The 17,905-nt window shown below is 71.5% G+C and carries 17 protein-coding genes; 11 read left to right on the top strand and 6 right to left on the bottom strand.

Going from position 1 to position 17,905, the window contains the following annotated elements:
* The first annotated feature begins 130 nt into the window (after positions 1 to 130).
* The gene (locus tag FJM51_RS02840) at positions 131 to 784 is read left to right on the top strand and encodes a glutathione S-transferase (protein WP_140452602.1); all 654 of its coding nucleotides are present in this window, start codon (positions 131 to 133) and stop codon (positions 782 to 784) included.
* 13 nt (positions 785 to 797) lie between these two features.
* Here FJM51_RS02840 and FJM51_RS02835 read toward each other — a convergent pair whose 3' ends face one another.
* The 5 genes from FJM51_RS02835 to FJM51_RS02815 form a co-directional block, all read right to left on the bottom strand.
* Complete coding sequence (locus tag FJM51_RS02835; protein WP_233712953.1) at positions 798 to 2,261, bottom strand: exopolysaccharide biosynthesis polyprenyl glycosylphosphotransferase; 1,464 nt, start codon at positions 2,259 to 2,261, stop codon at positions 798 to 800.
* 82 nt (positions 2,262 to 2,343) lie between these two features.
* Complete coding sequence (locus FJM51_RS02830) at positions 2,344 to 2,628, bottom strand: hypothetical protein (protein ID WP_140452601.1); 285 nt, start codon at positions 2,626 to 2,628, stop codon at positions 2,344 to 2,346.
* A gap of 168 nt (positions 2,629 to 2,796) precedes the next feature.
* Positions 2,797 to 3,858 carry a potassium channel family protein gene (locus FJM51_RS02825; RefSeq protein ID WP_210240197.1) on the bottom strand — a complete coding sequence of 354 codons (1,062 nt, stop codon included), beginning with the start codon at positions 3,856 to 3,858 and terminating at the stop codon, positions 2,797 to 2,799.
* Between the two features lie 3 nt (positions 3,859 to 3,861).
* Positions 3,862 to 4,914: a YihY/virulence factor BrkB family protein gene (locus tag FJM51_RS02820; protein WP_140452599.1), complete on the bottom strand. Its 1,053-nt coding sequence runs from the start codon at positions 4,912 to 4,914 to the stop codon at positions 3,862 to 3,864.
* A gap of 64 nt (positions 4,915 to 4,978) precedes the next feature.
* Complete coding sequence (locus FJM51_RS02815) at positions 4,979 to 5,761, bottom strand: 3-hydroxybutyrate dehydrogenase (protein WP_140452598.1); 783 nt, start codon at positions 5,759 to 5,761, stop codon at positions 4,979 to 4,981.
* Positions 5,762 to 5,942: 181 nt separating this feature from the next.
* Here FJM51_RS02815 and ligD point away from each other — a divergent pair, with 181 nt between their 5' ends.
* From ligD to FJM51_RS02780, 7 genes are all read left to right on the top strand, one after another.
* Positions 5,943 to 8,468 (top strand): DNA ligase D, encoded by a 2,526-nt coding sequence (gene ligD, locus FJM51_RS02810; protein ID WP_140452597.1) that lies wholly within the window; start codon positions 5,943 to 5,945, stop codon positions 8,466 to 8,468.
* 11 nt (positions 8,469 to 8,479) lie between these two features.
* Entirely contained in the window at positions 8,480 to 9,400 is a 921-nt protein-coding gene (ku, locus tag FJM51_RS02805; RefSeq protein ID WP_140452596.1) for a non-homologous end joining protein Ku, read from the top strand.
* The gene (locus tag FJM51_RS02800) at positions 9,397 to 10,485 is read left to right on the top strand and encodes a tetratricopeptide repeat protein (RefSeq protein WP_140452595.1); all 1,089 of its coding nucleotides are present in this window, start codon (positions 9,397 to 9,399) and stop codon (positions 10,483 to 10,485) included. Before ku ends, FJM51_RS02800 begins: the two co-directional genes overlap by 4 nt.
* A complete protein-coding gene (locus FJM51_RS02795) occupies positions 10,485 to 11,117 on the top strand; it encodes an alpha/beta family hydrolase (RefSeq protein WP_210240196.1) in 633 nt (210 codons plus the stop codon). Before FJM51_RS02800 ends, FJM51_RS02795 begins: the two co-directional genes overlap by 1 nt.
* Before the next feature lie 327 nt (positions 11,118 to 11,444).
* On the top strand, positions 11,445 to 12,488 hold the full coding sequence (gene purM / locus FJM51_RS02790) for a phosphoribosylformylglycinamidine cyclo-ligase (RefSeq protein WP_140452594.1): 1,044 nt from the start codon (positions 11,445 to 11,447) through the stop codon (positions 12,486 to 12,488).
* 15 nt (positions 12,489 to 12,503) lie between these two features.
* Positions 12,504 to 13,127 carry a phosphoribosylglycinamide formyltransferase gene (gene purN, locus FJM51_RS02785; protein WP_140452593.1) on the top strand — a complete coding sequence of 208 codons (624 nt, stop codon included), beginning with the start codon at positions 12,504 to 12,506 and terminating at the stop codon, positions 13,125 to 13,127.
* Positions 13,128 to 13,404: 277 nt separating this feature from the next.
* A complete protein-coding gene (locus FJM51_RS02780; protein ID WP_140452592.1) occupies positions 13,405 to 14,127 on the top strand; it encodes a copper chaperone PCu(A)C in 723 nt (240 codons plus the stop codon).
* A 70-nt stretch (positions 14,128 to 14,197) separates the two neighbouring features.
* Here FJM51_RS02780 and ndk read toward each other — a convergent pair whose 3' ends face one another.
* Positions 14,198 to 14,620 (bottom strand): nucleoside-diphosphate kinase, encoded by a 423-nt coding sequence (gene ndk / locus FJM51_RS02775; RefSeq protein WP_140452591.1) that lies wholly within the window; start codon positions 14,618 to 14,620, stop codon positions 14,198 to 14,200.
* A 152-nt stretch (positions 14,621 to 14,772) separates the two neighbouring features.
* On the opposite strand from ndk, the gene FJM51_RS02770 reads away from it, so the two are divergent.
* From FJM51_RS02770 to FJM51_RS02760, 3 genes are read left to right on the top strand one after another with little or no spacing between them, the layout of a single operon-like run.
* Positions 14,773 to 16,638: an ABC-F family ATP-binding cassette domain-containing protein gene (locus FJM51_RS02770; RefSeq protein ID WP_140452590.1), complete on the top strand. Its 1,866-nt coding sequence runs from the start codon at positions 14,773 to 14,775 to the stop codon at positions 16,636 to 16,638.
* Positions 16,638 to 17,309: a MarC family protein gene (locus FJM51_RS02765; protein ID WP_140452589.1), complete on the top strand. Its 672-nt coding sequence runs from the start codon at positions 16,638 to 16,640 to the stop codon at positions 17,307 to 17,309. Before FJM51_RS02770 ends, FJM51_RS02765 begins: the two co-directional genes overlap by 1 nt.
* The gene (locus tag FJM51_RS02760) at positions 17,306 to 17,881 is read left to right on the top strand and encodes a retropepsin-like aspartic protease family protein (protein ID WP_140452588.1); all 576 of its coding nucleotides are present in this window, start codon (positions 17,306 to 17,308) and stop codon (positions 17,879 to 17,881) included. The genes FJM51_RS02765 and FJM51_RS02760 overlap by 4 nt, the downstream gene beginning before the upstream one ends.
* Positions 17,882 to 17,905 lie beyond the last annotated feature (24 nt).

Genomic DNA, 17,905 nt, shown 5'->3' with positions numbered 1-17,905 from the left:
CTCCTCGCTGACGGGCGCCGGCCCGGGGCGGTTCACGGGGTCGTCGGCGCGTGACAGTGAAAAAGCTAGTGCAATCGCTTCGGCGATGCGAGATGTTTGTTGCATTGCAACGACGATCCGGGAGCCGCTGATGTCCGACGCCATCCTGACGATATCCTCGAAGAACTACTCCTCCTGGTCGCTGCGGGGCTGGCTGCTGTGCAAGATGGCGGGTCTCGACTTCACCGAACAGCCGGTCGACCTCAGCCACGCCGCCTCGCGGCAGGAGCTTCTGCTGCTCTCCCCGTCGGTGCTGGTGCCCCGCCTCTCGCATGACGGGGTCGAGATCTGGGACACGCTCGCAATCGCGGAATATCTCAACGAGGTCTTTCCGGAGGCGCATCTGTGGCCACGCGACCGCTTCCGCCGCGCCCATTGCCGCGCGGTCTCGGGCGAGATCCATTCCGGCTTCTACAACCTGCGCTCGGCGCTGCCGATGAACCTCAAGGCGCGGCACGAGAAGTTCAAGGTCTTCTCCGGGGCGCGGCCCGACGTCGAGCGGATCCGGACGATCTGGACGGAATGCCTCGAATCCCATGGCGGGCCGTTCCTCTTCGGCCGCCCGACCGTCGCCGATGCGATGTACGCGCCGGTCTGCGCGCGCTTCCGCACCTACGCGGTCGACCTGCCCCCGGCGCTCCAGGCCTATTGCGAGACGATCTTCGACTGGCCGCTGATGCAGGAATGGACCGAGGGCGCGATGGCCGAGCCCGACGAGATCATCGAGCTCGAGGTCGAGTTCTGAGCCCGATCCGGCCTCAATAGGCGCCGCGCTGGTTCAGGAGCCGGAACGGCGTCAGCAGCAGGATCCGGAGGTCGAAGCCGAGCGACCAGTTCTCGATGTAGTAGAGATCGTGCTCGAAGCGCCGGCGCAGCTTCTCCGGGTCGTCGACCTCGCCGCGCCAGCCCTCGATCTGCGCCCAGCCGGTCATGCCCGGCCGCATCCGGTGGCGCGCCGCGTAGCCGTCGACGATCTCGGCGAAGGCGATCTGCTGGCTCGTCAGCGCCACGACCGCGTGGGGCCGCGGCCCGACGAGCGAGAGCTCGCCCCGCAGCACGTTGAAGAGCTGCGGCAGTTCGTCGATCGAGTATTTGCGAATGAACCGGCCGACGCGCGTCACGCGCGGGTCGTCGCGCGTCACGATCCGGCGCGCCGCGGGGTCGCAGGCCTCCGCGTACATCGAGCGGAACTTCCAGACCGGAATGGGGCGGTGGTTGAACCCGTGGCGGGGCTGGCGGAACAGCGCGGGCCCCCGGCTCTCCAGCCGGATCGCGAGCGCGACGAGCGCCATCGGAACCGCGAGGAGCAGGAGGGCGAGGCTCGCGCCGAGGAGATCGACCGCGCGCTTCAGGATCGCCCCCCGGTCCCCGAGCGGGCGCGCGCCGAGCGCGCGCAACCCGTCGCCCGCGCCCCGGCGGAACTCCATGTCCGCGCTGTAGGTCGAGAGCCGGATATCGAGCGGCAGCACGGAGAGCGGCGCCAGGATCTCCCGGATCCGCGCGGTGGCGGCGAGCGGCAGCGCGATGATCAGCATGTCGATCTCGGCCGCGCGGGCGAAGGCGAGCAGTTCGCGCGTGGTGCCGAGCCGGGGGATCCCCGCGATCACCGGGGCCGCGCGGCCATCGGCGCGGTCGTCGAAGAGCCCGCAGACGCGGATGTCGTTGTCGGGATTGGCGGCGAGGCCCGCGATCAGCCGCTCCGCCTCGGGCCCGCCGCCGACGATGACCGCGCGCCGTTCGGTCAGGCCGAAATCCCGGACCCAGCCGCTCAGCACCGCCGAGAGCGCGCGGGCCGGCGCGCCGAGAAGCGGCGGGAGCGCGAGCAGCGCCCAGGGCCGCGCCGGGCCGAGGCCGAAGGCGCGGCCCGCGCCCCAGGCGAGAAGCGCGGCGAGCCAGAGAAGCCCAAGGCCGCGCCCGAACCGGCGCAGCGCCGCGAGCCGGTAGCCCCGCGCCGCCCGGACGAGACAGACGACGGCCAGCCCCTGCCCGGCGGCGCCGAACGCGTCGCCCGGGGCGAACGCGCCGGGTCGCTCCAGCAGGACGGCGATCGAGAGGGCGAGCGTGACCGCCGCGAAATCGAGACCGGCGGCGATCAGCGCCGGTTCCGCGGGGGAGAGCGAGGCGCGCCGGAGCGTCCGGGCGACGCCGCGCGCCGCCGCGCTCATCGCCGCTTCCTCCGCGGCGCCCTCGGGCCGCGCATTTCCGAAATCGACGTCCTTCATGCGCCTGAGCCTCCACCCCGTTCGGGGCGGGACTATCGGCGCCGGGCGTTAAGGGGAGATTTCCTCGCCGGGCCCGATGGCCTCAGCAGTGGCCGACCGCCTTGGCGAAGACGCTCGTCTCGGCGTCGTCCTCGGCTTCCTCGAAGAGCGCGTCGAGTTCCGCGTTGCTGATGAACTCGGCCCCGGCCAGCGCGACCGCGACCACGTGCTCGCGCAGGATCAGCGCGGTCTCCCGCTCCTTGCCGTCGATGAGCGTCAGCCAGTCGCCGGCCTCCCGGACGGCGCCCTGGAATTCGCCCAGGGTGGTGATCACGCGCAGCCGCTTGCCGCTCCACGCGGTCAGGATCTTGGAAAGGGGGTCCGTCATGCTCGATTCCTTCCGCCGCCGGCCGCCTTCCCGTTGTTCCGAAGGGGTCTCACGCCCATGAGAATCGGATCGGCCCGCCCCGTGCAATCTGGGCATCCCGGGGCGCGCCGGCAAGGCCGGCGGCGGAACTTGACGATTTCTTGCACACGGCGCCCGGGACCGCCCGCCTCAGCCATCCCCGGGCGGCACCTCCCGCGCCGGCCTCGGCCGGGGCACGATCTCGATGATCTGGTCTCCCTCGCGCAGGAGCGCGGCGCCCTCGGTCCAGAAGCCGAAGGTCTCCTCGCCCCGCGTCACCCGAAGCCCGAGCCCGGTCCGGATCGCCGAGAGGGGCTGGCCGATCTCCCCGGCCGCCACCGCGCGCTCGCGCATCAGCACGTCGCCGCCGATCGCGGCGAGATCGGCCATGTATTCGGCGATATGCGGGCCATGGGCGGAACCCGCGAGCAGCAGGCCCGCGAGGCTCGCGGGGTTGATCACGGTGTTCGCCCCCGCCTGCCGGGCGAGCGGCTCGTTGTCCTCGGCCCGGACCACGACGCTGATCGGCAGGCGCGGCGCGAGGCCGCGCGCCGTCAGCACGATCAGGATCGAGGTATCGTCGCGCCCGGCGGTGACCGCGAGGCATTTGGCGCGGTCGATCCGCACCGCCTCGAGCGTGGTGTTGCGCGTCCCGTCCCCCTCGAGCACCGCGACGCCATGCTCGGCCGCGGCCGCCGCCGCCGCGGGGGAGGAATCGATCACCACGATGTGCTGGGGCGGGACGCCGCTCCGCAGCAGTTCCGTCACCGCCTCCGCGCCGCTGATGCCGAAGCCTACGACGACGATGTGATCGTGGAGATGCGACTGGATCCGGCCCATGCGCCATTGCTCCCAGACATTGCGAAACAGGAGTTCATAGGCCGTCCCGAGGAAGATCAGCCAGACGAAAAGCCGGATCGGCGTCACGAGGAAGGTGTCGAAGAGCCGCGCCCGGTCGGTGACGGGCACGATGTCGCCATAGCCGACCGTGGTGACGGTGATCATCGTGAAATAGAGCACGTCGACGAAGGAGATCTCCCCGTCGATATTGTCCTGGAGCCCCGCGCGGTCGAACCAGTAGAGCGCGAGCGTGAGCAGGATGAGCCCGAGGACGATCCCGCCCCGCAGCAGCACGCGGCGCCACTCCGGCCCGTCGCGGCGCCTCAGACGCGGCCGGACGCTCACCATCGGCCGCGCCTGGCCGCCGCGCATGGCTCAGGCGACGTGATCGGCGACGTAGGCGCCGCGCCGTCCCATCGGCCGGGGCGGTCCGGTCGTCGTGTCATGCTCGGTCTCAAGCTCCATCTCCGCGTTCAGCTTGGCCCCGAGCAGCACGACGAAGGCCGAGAGATAGAGCCAGAACAGGAGCGCGATGATCGCGCCGAGCGAGCCGTATGTCTCGTTGAAATTGCCGAAGCGGGAGATGTAGGTCGAGAGCAGATAGGAGGCGAGCACCCAGGTGATCGTCGCGATCACGGCGCCCGGCGTGATCCAGCGCTTGCGCGCCGGCGCCCGGTGCGGACCCATCCGGTAGACGACGCCGATCACGAAGACGACCGCGACGCCCAGCACCAGCAGCGGCAGCACGCGCGCGAGCCAGGCGCCGAGCGCGCCGATGCCGAGCTGGTCGAGATGGAGGAAGGTCATCACCGCCGGCAGCGCCACGACGACGACGAGCGCGAGGATCGCGAGCGCGATCACGATGACCGTCAGGAAGAGCGAACTCGCGTATTGCCAGACGATGTTGCGGGTGTCGCGCTCGCGATAGACGATGTTGAGCCCCTCCATCAGCGCGGCGACCCCGGCGCGCGAACTCCAGAGCGCGAAGAAGATCGCGATCAGCGAGGCGAGGCCGAGACTGCCGGTGCCCGCGGCGAGCAGCCGGTCGACCTGCCCCTCGAGCAGCGAATAGGCGTCGCCGGGCAGGATGGGGCGCACGCGCTCCAGATTCTGCGCCACCGCGTCGGGATCGGCGAAGATCCCGTAGATGCCGATGAGCGCGGCGAAGGACGGCGCGACCGCGACCATGCCGAAGAAGCCGACCCCCGCCGCGATGATGGAGAGGTGATCCTCCGCGATGCCGTTCCAGACCCGGAGCAGCACCTGTTTCCACGAACGTTTCGTCAGATCGGTCGGGCGGCGCGCCTCCCGGCCCTCGTCGCCCGAGGGCCGTGTCGACGCGCCCGCGTGGCTCTCGCGATCCTCTTCCCGCCAGGCGTCCGGAGCCTCGTCGGTCTCCTCGGCCCGCTCCCGCGCATCCTCGGCCATGGCATCCCTCCTTCGTCTCCGGGCGGATCCGGCGGAGGGAGTTCACCGGACCCGGGGCGCGCCGTCACTGCATGAACCAGCCGTGGCTGACGACGACGGACTGGCCCGTCATCACGCAGTTCCTCGCCGCCGCGAGGAAGAGCACCGCGTCGGCCACGTCGTCGGTCGTCGTGAACTCGCCGTCCACCGTCTCCTTCAGCATGATGTTCCTGACCACTTCCTCCTCGGAAATGCCGAACTCCCGCGCTTGTTCCGGAATCTGCTTCTCGACGAGCGGCGTCCGCACGAAGCCGGGGCAGACGACATTCGCGCTGACGTTGTATTCCGCCCCCTCCTTCGCCAGCACCTTGGCGAGGCCGAGCAGCCCGTGCTTCGCCGCCACATAGGGCGCCTTGAGCTTCGAGGCCTCCTTGGAATGGACCGAGCCCATGTAGATCACCCGGCCGTATTTCGCCTCGTACATGTGGCGCAGGCAGGCCCGCGTGGTGAGGAAGGCGCCGTCGAGATGGATCGCCAGCATCTTCTTCCAGTCGGCGTAGGTGAACTCGATGAGCGGGGCGACGATCTGGATCCCCGCGTTCGAGACGAGAATGTCGATCTTGCCATATTTCTTCGCGACTTCCGCCACCGCCGCGTCGACCTCGGCCTCGTCGGTGACGTTCATCGCCACCGCCATCGCCTCGCCACCCTTGCCGCGGATCTCCTCGGCGGTCCTCTCGGCGGCCTCGACGTTGAGGTCGGCGATCACCGGAATCGCGCCCTCGGCGGCGAATCTGAGCGCGATCTCCTTGCCGATGCCGCTCGCCGCCCCGGTGACGATCGCCACCCTGCCATCGAAACGAGCCATTCGCGGGTCTCCTTGATCCTGATCCAAATTTCCCGGCGCGGGCCACGGGGCCGCCCGGTCAGCGGGAAGTCGCCGGTCCGCCGTATCAGCTACGGGCGCGGCGCCGAAATCAAGGCCCGATGCCGCGAGCGCGCGCCCGGCCGCGATTGCGCGCGGCCCGGCGCTGTCCTAGCCTTCCTCCATGTCAGACGCGCGAACGCCCCGTCGCGGATCCGGACGCGACCCCTCGCCGGGGTCCGGGGACGGCGACGCGCTCGAGACCTATCGCCGCAAGCGCGACTTCGGCCGCACCGCGGAACCCGCGGGCGGCGCCGCGCCGGCGGCGGGGCATCGCTTCGTCGTGCACAAGCATCACGCGAGCTCCGCCCATTACGATCTCCGGCTCGAACTCGACGGCGTGCTGCTGAGCTGGGCGGTGCCGAAGGGCCCCTCGCTCGATCCGGCCGACCGCAGGCTCGCGATCCGGGTCGAGGATCATCCGCTCGACTACGCCGATTTCGAGGGCGTGATCCCGGAAGGCTCCTATGGCGCGGGCCCGACCCTCGTCTGGGACGCGGGCGAATGGGCGCCCGCCGGCGACGCGCGGGCCGATCTCGACAAGGGGGCGCTCAAGTTCCGCCTCGCGGGCGAGAAGCTCCGGGGCGGCTGGATGCTCGCCCGGATGAAGCCGAAACGGGGCGAGCGCCGGATCCCCTGGCTCCTGATCAAGGAGAAGGATTTCGCCGCCGCCCCCGGCTCCGACATCCTGGCCGAGCGGCCGGAGAGCGTGAAATCGGGCCGCCGGATCGAGGATCTCATCGCCCCCGCTCCCCCGCCCGCCCCGGCGAAGGCCCCGCCGCCCCGGCGGCTTCGCCCCGGCGCCTCGAAGGGCGCGCGCAAGGCGGCGATGCCCGCGACGCTCCCGCCCCAGCTCGCGACCCTCGCCGATGCGCCGCCCGACGGACGCGACTGGCTGCACGAGATGAAGTTCGACGGCTACCGGACCATGGCCTTCGTCGAGGAGGGCGCGGCGCGGCTCGTCACCCGGGGCGGGCTCGACTGGACCCGGCGCTACGGCGATCTCGGCGCCGCCTTCGCCGCGCTCCCCTGCCGCGCGGCGGTGATCGACGGCGAGGTGGTCGCGCTCGACGAGAAGGGCGTCAGCCGCTTCGCCCTCCTGCAGAGCGCGCTCTCCGACGGCCCCGGGGGCCGGCTCACCTTCTTCGCCTTCGACCTGCTCCATCTCGATGGCTGGGACCTGACCGAGGTCCGGCTCGAACGCCGCAAGGCGCTGCTCGCCGCGCTGCTCGGGCCGGCCCCGCCCGCGGCGATCCGGCTGAGCGACCACGTCGCGGGCGACGGCCCCGCCTTCTTCGCCCGGGCGGGCGAGATGGGGCTCGAGGGCGTCGTCTCGAAACGCGCCGACGCGCCCTACCGGCCCGGACGCTCGCGAAGCTGGCTCAAGGCCAAGGCGCCGCGCACGGGCGATTTCACGATCGCGGGCTATACCGCCTCGCCGCGGGCGGGCGGGCTCGGCGCGCTGGCGCTCGGCGAATGGGACGGCGACGAGCTCCACTATCGCGGCAAGGTCGGCACCGGCTTCGACGAGGCGGCGATGGCCGACCTCCTCGCCCGACTCGAGCCGCTCCGCGCCGGCGCCCCGCCGCTGCCGGAGGCGCCGCGCGAGGTGATCCCGGTGCGCCCGGTCCTGACCGCGCGGATCCGCTACGCGAGCCGGACCGGGAACAATTGGGTGCGCCACGCCGTTTTCCTCGGCCTGCGCGGCGCCGCCACGGGCAGGAAGGCCAGCGCGCCCGCGCGGGGTACGAAGGAGCGCATGATCACCGAGGCCGATCTCGCCACGATCTCGATCACCAATCCCGACCGGCGGCTCTTCGGCCGTTCCGGCCCGACCAAGCTCGACGTCGCGCTCTACTACGCGCGGATCGGCGAGGCGATGCTGCCGCATCTCCTGCGCCGCCCGGTCTCGCTGGTGCGCTGCCCCTCCGGCAAGTCGGAGGACTGCTTCTTCCAGCGCCACCCGTTCACCGGCATGCCGAAGGCGCTCGGCAAGGTCGCGATCGGCGATTCCGACGGCGAGTCGAAGATTTACCTGACCATCGACGACGCGGCGGGCTATCTCGCGCTCGCGCAATTCGGCGTGGTGGAGTTCCACTGCTGGGGCGCGCGCAAGGACGACGTCGAGCATCCGGACCGCGTGATCCTCGACCTCGACCCCGGCGCGGGGATCGGCTGGCGCGAGATCGTTCACGCGGCGACCCATGTCGGCGCGGAACTGCGCGCGATGGGCCTCGTCCCCTTCGTCAAGACCTCCGGCGGCAAGGGGGTGCATGTCGTCGTCCCGGTCACGCGCAGGCTCGGCTGGAAGGCGACGCACGCCGCCAGCGCCGCGATCGCGGAGGCGATCGCGAAGACCGCGCCGGAGACCTTCGTCACGGTCATGGGCGAGAGGAACCGCCGCAACCGGATCTTCATCGACTTCCACCGCAACGCCCGCGCGGCGACCGCGGTCGCGCCCTATTCGCTCAGGGCGCGCGGCCCGCTGCCGGCCTCGGCGCCGCTCGACTGGGCGGATCTCGAGACCGTCGAGGGGCCGGAGGATCTGAACCACGCCACGCTGCCCGGCCTCGTCGCGGCGGCGGGCGATCCGTGGGCGACTATCGAGGATGAGGCGCGCGACCTGCCGGAGGGCGCGCGCGACCGCTGAGGGAGAGGCGCATGGCACCCAGAGCCACATGGAAGGGATACCTGAAGCTCAGTCTCGTCAGCTGTCCGGTCCGGCTCTACCCCGCGACCACGACGGCGAACCGCGTGAGCTTCAACCAGCTGCACAAGGACACGCACAACCGGATCAACGTCAAGCCGGTCGATCCGGAACTCGGCCTCGTCGAACGTTCCGACCTGGTGCGGGGCTACGAATACGAGGACAGGAAATACGTGATCATCGAGGACGCCGACCTCGAAGCCGTCCAGATCGAGTCGAACCACACGATGAACATCGAGGCCTTCGTCGACGCCGCCGAGGTCGATCCGATCTGGGAGGACACGCCCTATTACCTCGCCCCCGACGGCGCGATGGCCGAGGAGACCTTCATCGTGCTGCGCGAGGCGCTGCGCGACGCGGGCAAACTCGCCATCGCCCGGCTCGTGCTCTCGAGCCGGGAGCGCGTGGTGACGATCGGCGCGCGCGAGAAGGGCATGTTCGTCCAGACGCTGCGCAACCCGACCGAGGTGCGCGCGACCTCGGCCTATTTCGACGCGATCCCCGACCAGAAGCCCGATCCGGAGATGCTTGGGCTCGCCGAGGCGCTGATCGCGCAAAAGACGACGAAATTCGACCCGGCCGACTATCCCGACCGCTACGAGCAGGCGCTGATGGCGATGATCAGGGAGAAGCTGAAGGGTCACAAGCCCATCGTCGCCGCCGCGCCGGAGCGGGGCAACGTGGTGAACCTGATGGACGCGCTGAAGGCGAGCCTGTCGCAGGCCAAGCCCCCGGCGAAGAGCCGGGCCAAGGCGAAACCGGCCGCGGCGGAGGAAGAGGCCGCGCCGGCGAAGCCGCGCCGGGCGGCGGCGGGCGGGCGGAACTCCCGCGCCTCGCCCCGCGCCGCCGCGACGAAGGCCAAGGCGAAATCGTGAGCGGCGCCGGAGCGGGCGGGCCGGAGCCGCTCGCGCTCGGCCTCGTCGGCGCGCTCGAGTCGCTGCCCCGCCGCCTCGCCTCCCGCGCGCTCGCCGCGCGCGGCGGCACGCTGCACCGGGGCATCGTCCGGCGCGCCCGCGTCGTGGTCTTCGGCCGCTCCCTGCTCCGCCGCCTCGGCCCCGACGAGATCGCGGCTGAGGTCGCGCGCGCCGGCGACCGGCGGTGCCTCGGCGAGAACGGCTTCCTGCGCCTCGTCGCCGATGTCGCGCCGGAGCAGGAGCGCGCGATCACCCGCGCCGAGATCCTCGCCCGCTCCGGCCTCGCCGGACGCGACCTCGACCTGCTCTCGCTCTTCGACGCCTTCGCGGCCGAGGCGGAGCCCTATGCCTTCCGCGACGTGATCCTCGCGCGCAAATACGCCGGGCTGATCGCCGGCGGCGCCGACTGGGCCATGATCGCGCGCTCGGTCCACCGGCACGGGCCGGCGGTCTCGCTCACTGCGAAGTCGCTGGAACTCGGCCCCGACCGTGCGATCTACCTCCGTCACGGGACCGGGCTGAGCGAAATCGACGGCCAGCTCCTGCTCGGCCTCGACGGGCCGGGTCCCGAGGCCGACGCGCTCTTCGCCGAGGCGGAGGCGCGGGAGGCGGCGGGCGACCACGCCGCCGCCGCCGCGCTCTACGCCCGCTGCCTCGCCGCCGATCCCTCCGACAGCGACGCGGCCTTCAACCGCGCGAACTGCCTGCGCGCGGCCGGGCGCCCGCGGGAGGCCGAGCAGGCGCTGCTCCGCGCCCTCTCGATCGACCCGGATTTCGTCGAGGCCTGGTTCAACCTCGCCGGGCTCATGTCCGCGCGCGGCCGGGTGGCGCGGGCGCGCGACTATCTCGCACGCGCCATCGCGATCGATCCGGGCTACGCCGACGCGGTCTACAACCTCGCCTCGCTCGAATTCGACGCGGGCGAGTTCGCCGCCGCCCGGACCTGGTGGGAACGCTATCTCGAGCTCGACTCCAGTTCCGAATGGGCGCGGCGCGCGGCGCGCGGCATCGCCTTCCTCGGCGCGCGCGGGGGCGCGGCGGGCTGATGCCGGATTTCCTCCTCGACGGACCGCCCGGCGCGCCCACGCTCCTGCTCGCCCATGGCGCGGGGGCGGCGATGGACTCGCCCGCGATGACGGCGCTGGCCGCCGCGCTCGCGGGCGCGGGGCTGCGCGTCGCCCGGTTCGAATTCGACTACATGGCCAGCCGGCGCCGGGGCACCGGCCGCAAGCCCCCGCCCCGCGCGGAAAAGGTCATCCCCGAATACCGCGCCGCGGTCGCGGATCTCGCGGCCGAGGGGCCGGTCCTGATCGGCGGCAAGTCGATGGGCGGGCGCGTCGCCAGCATGATCGCGGACGAGCTCCGCGCCGAAGGCCGCGTCGCCGGGCTCGTCTGCCTCGGCTATCCGTTCCATCCGCCGGCGAAGCCCGAGCAGAGGCGGACCGCGCATCTCGAACATCTCGCGACCCCCGCCCTCATTTTCCAGGGCACGCGCGATCCCTTCGGCACGCGGGCCGAGGTGGCGGGCTATCGCCTGTCGGAGCGGATCGAACTCGTCTGGCTCGAGGATGGCGACCATGACCTGAGGCCGCGCAAATCGGTCTCCGGCCTCACCGCCGCCGATCACCTCGCGACCGTGGCCGCGCGAACCGCCGCCTTCGCCGCCGCGCGGGCCTGACGCGGATCGCGACCTTCAACGTCAACGGCCTCGCGCGGCGCCTGGAAAACCTGCTCGACGGGCTCGCGGCCATCCGGCCCGACCTCGTCCGCCCCGCGGGAACTCAAGGCCGCGCATGACCGCTTCCCGCGCGAGGCCCTGGCCGAGACGGGCTGTGCCGCGCTCTGGCGACTACACCATCGCGTCGGAGCCGCGCGGCATCCATCCGACCCGCTTCCACGACGGCGCCACGCCGATCCCGCCCGCGCCGCGCCGGTTGAGGACCGGTTTTCATCCGCCCCGAACCGCGGTAGAGCGAGCCCGACGCGCGAAACGGGGGAGAGCGACGTGAGCGAAGGGCCGAAGGGGCTGACCTATGCCGACGCCGGCGTGGACATCGACGCGGGCAACGCGCTCGTCGAGCGGATCAAGCCGGCGGCGAAGCGGACCGGCCGCGCCGGGGTGATGGCCGGGCTCGGCGGTTTCGGCGCGCTCTTCGACCTCAAGGCCGCCGGCTACGACGATCCGATCCTCGTCGCCGCGACCGATGGCGTGGGCACCAAGCTCCGCGTCGCGATCGAGAGCGGCGCGCTCGGCACGGTCGGGATCGACCTCGTCGCGATGTGCGTGAACGATCTGGTCTGCCAGGGCGCCGAACCGCTGTTCTTCCTCGACTATTTCGCCACCGGCAAGCTCGACCCCGCCGAGGCCGCGACCGTGATCGAGGGCATCGCCGAGGGCTGCGTCCAGGCCGGCGCCGCGCTCGTCGGCGGCGAGACCGCCGAGATGCCCGGCATGTACGCGGAGAAGGATTTCGACCTGGCGGGATTCGCGGTCGGCGCGATGTCGCGCGAGGCGAGCCTGCCCAGCGGTGTCGCCCCGGGCGACGTGCTGCTCGGCCTCGCCTCCTCTGGCGTGCATTCCAACGGCTACAGCCTCGTGCGCCGGGTGGTGGAACGCGCGGGCCTCGCCTGGGACGCGCCCTGCCCCTTCGGCCCCGGCACGCTCGCCGAGGCGCTGCTCGCGCCGACCCGGATCTACGTGAAGCCCGCGCTCGCCGCGATCCGCGCCGGCGGCGTCCACGCGCTCGCCCATATCACCGGCGGCGGCCTCACCGAGAACCTGCCCCGCGTCCTGCCCGAGGGGATCGGCGCGGAGATCGACCTCGACGCCTGGACGCCGCCCCCCGTCTTCGGCTGGCTCCGCGACACCGCCGCGATCTCCGAGCCGGAGATGCTCAAGACCTTCAACTGCGGCGTCGGGCTCATCGTCGTCGTCGCGCCCGACCGCGCCGAGGCGGTGACCGCCGCGCTCGCCGGGGCGGGCGAGACCGTCACCCGCGTCGGCACCCTCGCCGAGGGCGCGGGCGTGCGCTACGCCGGCGCGCTCTGAGCGGAAGCCGCCCCGATGCGCAAGACCCGGGTCGCGATCCTCATCTCCGGCGGCGGCTCCAACATGGTCGCGCTGACGCGCTCCATGCTCGGGGATCCCGGCCATCCGGCCGAGCCGGTGCTCGTCCTCTCGAACGACCCGGCCGCGAAGGGGCTCGAACACGCCGCGGCCCTCGGCGTTCCGACGGCGGCGGTGGACCACCGCCCCTTCCGGGGCGACCGCGCCGCCTTCGAGGCCGAGATGGCGAAGCCGATCCGCGAGTCGGGCGCCGAGCTCATCTGCCTCGCGGGCTTCATGCGCGTGCTCACGACCGGCTTCATCGAGAGCTGGCGCGGGCGGATGCTGAACATCCACCCCTCGATCCTGCCGCTCTTCACCGGGCTCCACACCCATGCCCGCGCGCTCGAGGCCGGGATGGCCGTGCATGGCTGCACCGTGCACGAGGTCACGCCCGAGCTCGACGCCGGGCCGATCCTCGGCCAGGCGGTGATCCCGGTCCTGCCGGACGACACGCCTGAGACGCTCGCCGGCCGGCTGCTGCCGGTCGAGCACCAACTCTACCCCGCCGTGCTGCGCCGCTTCGTCGCCGGGGACCGGCGGAAGCTCGCGATCCTCGCCGCGGGCGACGCCCCCGGCTGAGACGGCGCTTCACCCGCGGGCGCGCTTGGGCTATCAGCGCGGCATGACCGCGCCGCTCCACCGCCTGCCCGGCCTCGCCCCGTCGCCCGATCGCGCGCGCCCGCCGCGCGCGAAGGGCGGCGTCCGCGGGCGGCCTGGTCTAATCCGCGCTTGCCGGAACGATGGAACCGCTGGAATCATTGATCCCGGCACGCGCCCGGCCGCCGTCGGGCCTCACGCGGGCAAGCACAACCGGAAGAAGGCCCGAGCCGCTCGGGCAAGCAAAGGACCAAGGACCATGAAGGCGAAGCTTCTGCTGGTGGCGCTCGCCACCGCCGCCACCACAGCCCTGCCCGCGCTGGCGGAGGATTTCACCGCCGGCACGCTGACGGTCGTCCATCCCTACATCATCGCCACGCCGAAAACGGCCAAGACCGCCGCCGGCTATTTCAGCGTCACCAATTCCGGGACCGAGGCCGACAAGCTGCTCCGGATCGAATCCGATCCGCATGCGATGCTGCACGACACGGTGACCGACGCGGGGGGCGTCGCGAAGATGACCGATGTCGACGGCCTGGAGATCAAGCCCGACGAGACCGTGACGCTGCGCCCGCGCGGCATGCACGTGATGTTCATGGGCCTCTCCGAGCCCTTCCTGATCGGCGACAAGTTCGATGCCACACTGGTCTTCGAGAAGGCCGGCCCCGTCCAGGTGGTCTTCGACGTCCAGGGCCGCGCCGGCACCGCGCCGGCCGGCACGGGTCTGGGCGCCGGCACGGGGATGGGCGCCGGCACGGGGATGGGCACCGGCACCGGGATGGGCACCGGACTGGGCGCGGGCACCGGGACGGGCACGGGGATGGGCGCGGGCTCCGGCTCCCCCGCGAACCAGGGAACCCAGCAGGGGAACACCGCGCGCGAGGAGCGGTCGCATCAGGGTGCGATGCCGGGCAATGTGGAGCCGGGCAGCCGGGCGCTGCGCCAGATGATGAACCAGAACCCGATGCCGGGGATGGACTGACCCCCGGAAACGAGAACACCGGACGCCTCGGCGCCCGGTGTTGCCATCCGGTGACGGAACGGATCGCCCGTCAGCCGACCAGTTCGAGGCCGGAGAAGAAGTAGGCGATCTCCTGCGCCGCGGTCTCGGGACCGTCGGAGCCGTGGATCGAGTTCTCGCCGATCGAGAGGGCGAATTCCTTGCGGATCGTGCCCGGCGCCGCGTCGGCGGGGTTGGTCGCGCCCATGACCTCGCGGTTCTTCAGGACGGCGTCCTCCGCCTCCAGAACCTGGGCGACGATCGGGCCCGAGCTCATGAATTCGGTCAGCTCGCCGAAGAACGGGCGGTCCTTGTGGACGCCGTAGAAGGTCTGCGCCTGCGCCAGCGTCAGATGGATGCGCTTCTGCGCAATGATGCGCAGCCCCGCCGCTTCCAGCTTCGCATTGATCGCGCCGGTCAGGTTGCGCCGGGTGGCGTCCGGCTTGATGATCGAAAAGGTCCGTTGAAGAGCCATGAGCTTCCCTCATTTTATCGACGCGCCAGTTAGCACGCGCGCGGTTTTGGTGGAAGCGAAAACGGGCGCGGGCGGAATCGTTTCAATCCGCGCATGTCCGACCCGCGCGGCGCTCGGTTGACAAGATCGGGCGCGCGGGCCAAATCAGCCCGATGCTCGCGCTCAAGAACATTTCCTTCACGCTCGAAGGCAAGAAGCTCTTCGACGACACCTCGGCCCTGATCCCGGCCGGGCACAAGGTGGGATTCGTCGGCCGTAACGGTACCGGAAAGACCACGCTTTTCAAGCTGATCCGGGGCGAGCTGTCGCTCGACGGCGGCGAGATCGAGGTGCCGCGCCGCGCCCGCATCGGCGGCGTGGCGCAGGAGGCGCCGGCGACGCGCGACAGCCTCGTCGACACCGTGCTGATGGCCGATACCGAACGCGCGGGCCTGCTCGCCGAGGCGGCCACCGCGACCGACCCGGCGCGCATCGGCGAGATCCACGCGCGGCTGACCGACATCGACGCGCATTCGGCCGAGGCGCGCGCCGCCTCGATCCTGAGCGGCCTCGGCTTCGACGGCGAGGCGCAGGCCCGGCCCTGCGCCGATTTCTCCGGCGGCTGGCGGATGCGCGTGGCGCTCGCCGCCGTGCTCTTCTCCCGGCCCGACGTGCTGCTCCTCGACGAGCCGACGAACTATCTCGACCTCGAAGGCGCGATCTGGCTCGAAACCTTCCTCAAGACCTATCCGCATACCGTGCTGGTGATCAGCCACGACCGCGACCTGCTCAACCGCTCGGTCGGCGCGATCCTGCATCTGCACCGGCGCAAGCTCACGCTCTACCAGGGTAATTACGACACGTTCGACGACACCCGCCGCGCCCGGCTGGAACAGCAGGCGGCGGAGAAGAAGAAGCAGGACGCGGCGCGCGCGCACATGCAGTCCTTCGTCGACCGCTTCCGCGCCAAGGCCTCGAAGGCGCGCCAGGCGCAGAGCCGGATGAAGGCGCTCGAACGGATGAAGCCGATCGCCGCGGTGGTCGAGGACAATGTGACCGGCTTCAACTTCCCGACGCCGGAGGAACTCTCGCCCCCGATCATCCGGCTCGAGGACGTCGCGATCGGCTATGGCGAGCGCGCGGTGCTCGCGGGGCTCGACCTCCGGATCGACCAGGACGACCGGATCGCGCTCCTCGGCGCCAACGGGCAGGGAAAATCCACGCTTTCCAAGCTGCTGGCCGACCGTCTGAAGCCGATGCGCGGGCGCAAGTACGCCTCCTCGAAACTCCGCGTCGGCTATTTCGCCCAGCATCAGGTCGATGAGCTCAACCTCGACGAGACGCCGCTCCAGCACATCGCCGCGCTCCGCCCCGAGGAGCCGCCGGCGAAGCAGCGCGCCCGGCTCGCCGCGGGCGGGATCGGCCCCGACATCGCGACGACCGAGGTCGGGCGGCTCTCGGGCGGGCAGAAGGCGCGGCTCTCGCTCCTGATCGCCACGATCGACGCGCCGCACATGATCATCCTCGACGAGCCGACGAACCACCTCGACATCGAGAGCCGCGAGGCGCTGGTGCAGGCGCTGACCGAATACGGCGGCGCGGTGATCCTCGTGAGCCACGATCCCCATCTGGTCGAACTCGTCGCCGACCGGCTCTGGCTCGTCAAGGACGGCCGGGTCCGCCCGTTCGAGGACGACATGGAAGCCTATCGCCGGCTCCTTCTCTCCGAACGCGGCGGCGCGAGCGTGAGGCGGGAGGAGAAGAAGGAGGAGAAGCCGCGCGCGCCGAACCGGAGGGCCGCGAACGCGCCGCTTCGCGCCGAGGTGGCGAAATGCGAGGAGCGGGTGAAAAAGCTCGAGGAGATGCGCGAGAAGATTGACAGCCGTCTCGCCAATCCGATCCTCTATGCGCGCAGCGACGCGGGCGAGATGGCCCAGCTTCAGAAGAAGCGGGCCGAGGTGCTCGAAGGGCTCGAACGGGCCGAGGCGCTCTGGCTCGACGCGCTCGAAAGGCTGGAGGCAGCGGGGGAGAACGCCTGATGACGACGGAGCAGCTGGTCACGACCTTCGTCACGCTCTTCGTCGTCATCGATCCGATCGGCCTCGCCCCCGTCTTCGTCTCGCTCACCCGCGGCATGGCGCCGGAGAGGCGCGACGCGGTCGGGCTTCGCGCCACGCTCGTGGCCTTCGGCCTGCTCGCGGTCTTCGGCGTGGCGGGCAAGCCGATCCTCTCCGCGATCGGCATCGGCCTGCCCGCCTTCCGGATCTCGGGCGGGCTGCTCCTGTTCCTGATCGCCGTCGACATGCTCTTCGAGAAGCGCAGCGAGCGGCGCGAGAAGCACGTGGCCGAGGCGACCGCCGACAATCCCCGCCCGCCCGCCGCCCCCGAGGACGACGCGCCCGATCCTTCGGTCTTCCCGCTCGCGACCCCGCTCATCGCCGGACCCGGCGCGCTCGCGACGATGATCCTGCTCGGCGGACGGGAACAGGGCGATCTGCTCGGCACCGCGGCGCTGCTCGGCGTCATGATCGCCGTGCTCGTCCTCACCTACGCCTTCTTCCGCGCCGGCGGCCTGATCGCGCGCGCGCTCGGCCACAACGGCGTCGTCGTCGTCACCCGGCTCTTCGGCATCCTGCTCGCGGCGCTCGCCGTCCAGTTCGTGCTCGAAGGGCTCCACACGCTCGGCGTGATGCCCGCCCCGCCGTCATGAGCGGCGACGAGATCGCCCGCGCGATCTATCTCGGACTGCTGCTGCTCTTCCTGCTCGGCGTCTTCGGCCTCGGCGGCCGCGCCAGCCTCAGGGGGCTGCGCGACATGCTGCTCTGGGCGATGATCTTCCTGATGGCGATCCTCGCCTATTCCCAGCGCGAGACGCTGCGCGACAACCTCTTCCCGGCCACGACCCGGTTCGAAGGCGGCGCGATCGAGCTTCGCCGGCAGGCCGACGGGCATTTCTACGCCGCGCTGAAGGTCAATGGCGCGCCGGTGACCTTCATGATCGACACCGGCGCGACGCGGATCGTGCTCTCGCGGCCAGACGCGGAGGCGGCGGGGATCGACGTGGCGGGGCTCGACTATCTCGCGCGCGCGCAGACCGCGAACGGCCTCGCCCGGCTCGCCCCGGTCCGGCTGCGCCGGATCAGCCTTGGCGAAACCGGGGTCTCGAACGTGAAGGCGAATGTCAGCGCCGGCGGGCTCGGGATCTCGCTGCTCGGCATGGATTTCCTCGACCGCTTCTCGAAGATCGAGATCGAGGGCGACCGGATGCGGCTCGTTCCCTGAGGGGCGAATAAGCATATGCATATC

It is taken from the genome of Amaricoccus solimangrovi (genome assembly GCF_006385685.1).
Taxonomy (GTDB): Bacteria; Pseudomonadota; Alphaproteobacteria; order Rhodobacterales; family Rhodobacteraceae; genus Amaricoccus; species Amaricoccus solimangrovi.
This window is presented reverse-complemented; position numbering and strand designations above follow the sequence as displayed.